This is a genomic window from Arthrobacter sp. SO3, from assembly GCF_020532825.1.
Taxonomy (GTDB): Bacteria; Actinomycetota; Actinomycetes; order Actinomycetales; family Micrococcaceae; genus Arthrobacter.
Genome location: NZ_MQTS01000134.1, coordinates 1 through 2,342, shown reverse-complemented (window position 1 = coordinate 2,342; position 2,342 = coordinate 1). Strand labels below are relative to the sequence as shown.

General features: G+C 69.4%; 1 protein-coding gene. It reads left to right on the top strand.

The features are described from left to right. The first annotated feature begins 1,068 nt into the window (after positions 1 to 1,068). Positions 1,069 to 2,235, top strand: a complete 1,167-nt coding sequence (locus BJQ90_RS12970) for an RtcB family protein (RefSeq protein WP_226760668.1) — start codon at positions 1,069 to 1,071, stop codon at positions 2,233 to 2,235. The last annotated feature ends 107 nt before the right edge of the window (positions 2,236 to 2,342 follow it).

Below are 2,342 nucleotides of genomic sequence, written 5' to 3'. Positions count from 1 at the left end.
CCTGCACCACCGCCGCACCGGGGCGTTCCTGGTGATCGATCCGCTGGACGGCAACACCCTCGCGGCGGGTCTCGTCAACGACCACCCCGGCGACCACGAGGACGAGCGCTACTCGATCTAGGCGATCCTCGGGTTCGGCCCCGGCTGGAACTGCCCTGCCCCGCATTCCCGGCCTTTCCCGCCTGGTGATGCGGGGCGGAGCCGTTTCTGGGCCCATCCCGGGAGCTGGGAGCCGCCCCGCACCGGCGTGGGCCAACGAAGTTGCCGCACTCCGCAGCCGGGCCGGTTCGACGCTGCGCCAATGATCCCGCCGCACTCCGCAGCCGGGCCGGTTCGACGCTGCGCCAATGATCCCGCGCTGCGCCAACTATCCTGCGCTGCGCCAATGACCCCGCGCTGCGCCATGGGTTCCGCGCCCCGCAAAGATGCTGTCGACGCCGGAATGCCGGAGCGCGTGCGTCGTTGCGCGTCGCGAGGGAATCTGCGCCGCGGACGCCGCAGCCGGGCCGGTTCGACGCTGCGCCAACGATCCTGCGCTGCGCCATGGGTTCCGCGCCCCGCACAGGCGCTGTCGACGCCGGAATGCCGGAGCGCGTGCGTCGTTGCGCGTCGCGAGGGAATATGCGCCGCGGACGCCGCAGACGGGCCGGTTCGACGCTGCGCCAACGATCCTGCGCTGCGCCATGGGTTCCGCGCCGAGCAAAGGCGCTGTCGACGCCGGAATGCCGGAGCGCGTGCGTCGTTGCGCGTCGCGAGGGAATCTGCGCCGCGGACGCCGCAGCCGGGCCGGTTCGACGCTGCGCCAACGATCCTGCGCTGCGCCAACTATCCTGCGCTGCGCCATGGGTTCCGCGCCCCGCAAAGACGCTGTCGACGCCGGAATGCCGGAGCGCGTGCGTCGTTGCGCGTCGCGAGGGAATCTGCGCCACCGGAGTCGGCGGAAACGCACGGGCTCGCGGGGAAACCGAACATACGGCGAGCCCGTGCGTCTCCCGCGAAGTCCGCGTTTGGTGGGGCCCTTGCCACCCCGCCACCGGGCCACGATCATCGTCTTGGGAGGGCAGATCGTTGGAAGTCATCAACAGCCGGCTCATCAGCTGGGCCTCGATTCTGGATGACGCGACCCGCGAGCAGGCCCTGGTCACGGCGCAGCTGTCCATCATCTACCCGCACCTGGCGCTGATGCCGGACGCCCACCTGGGCCTGGGCGCCACCGTGGGCTCCGTCATCCCCACCCTGGGCGCGGTCATCCCTGCGGCCGTAGGCGTCGACATCGGCTGCGGCATGATCGCCGTCCGCACGCAGTACGCCGTCAAGGAGCTGCCCAAGGACCGGAAACGGCTGCGGGAGGGCATTGAGCACGCCATCCCGCTCTCCGCCGGGCACTACAACCACAGGATCAGCGCCACGGCGGCACCCCGGATCGCCGAACTGCGCCGGATGGCAGCCCACGCGCACTTCGACCCCGCCCAGTACGCCGCGAACTGGACGCTCCAGCTGGGATCGCTGGGCTCGGGCAACCATTTCATTGAGGTATGCGCGGATGAGGCGGACGCCGTCTGGCTGTTCCTGCATTCCGGCTCCCGCGGCGTCGGCAACAAGCTCGCGCAGCGGCACATCGGCGAGGCCCGGAGCGCGGTCCGGAGCGGGCAGATCGTGGTGCCGCACCCGGACCTGGCCTACCTCAGGGAAGGCACGCCCGAGTTCGACCGGTACATCAGGGAACTCCGCTGGGCCCAGCACTTCGCCCTGCTGAACCGCGAGGAGATGATGGACCGGGTGGTCGCGCAGTTTGAGTCCTGGACCGGCGGCCGGGTCCGCGAGGCCGAGCGGATCAACTGCCACCACAACTTCACCGCGAAGGAATGGCATTACGGCAAGTCCGTCTGGGTCTCGCGCAAAGGCGCCATCCGGGCCGAGGCGGGGGACCCCGGGCTGATCCCCGGCTCCATGGGCACCGCGTCCTACGTCGTCGTCGGGCTCGGGAACCTCAAATCGCTGAACTCCTCCCCGCACGGCGCCGGGCGGGAATACTCGCGGCACGCCGCGAAAAAAGCCTTCACCCTGGCCCAGCTGAAGGCCGCCATGCACGGCATCGAATTCCGTCCCAGCGAGGCGTTCATCGACGAGATCCCGGCCGCCTACAAACCCATCGACCAGGTGATGCGTGACTCCGCGGACCTCGTCAAGATACGGCACAAGCTCCGGCAGCTCGTCAACGTTAAGGGCGATTAATCCGTTGAAGAGCCGGATGGCGGGCCCGCATATGACGCTGCATGAACTCGCGTGACCCCGGGTTTCCAGACCGTTGAACGGTGTTCGTGGCAGTCCCTATGGTGAAC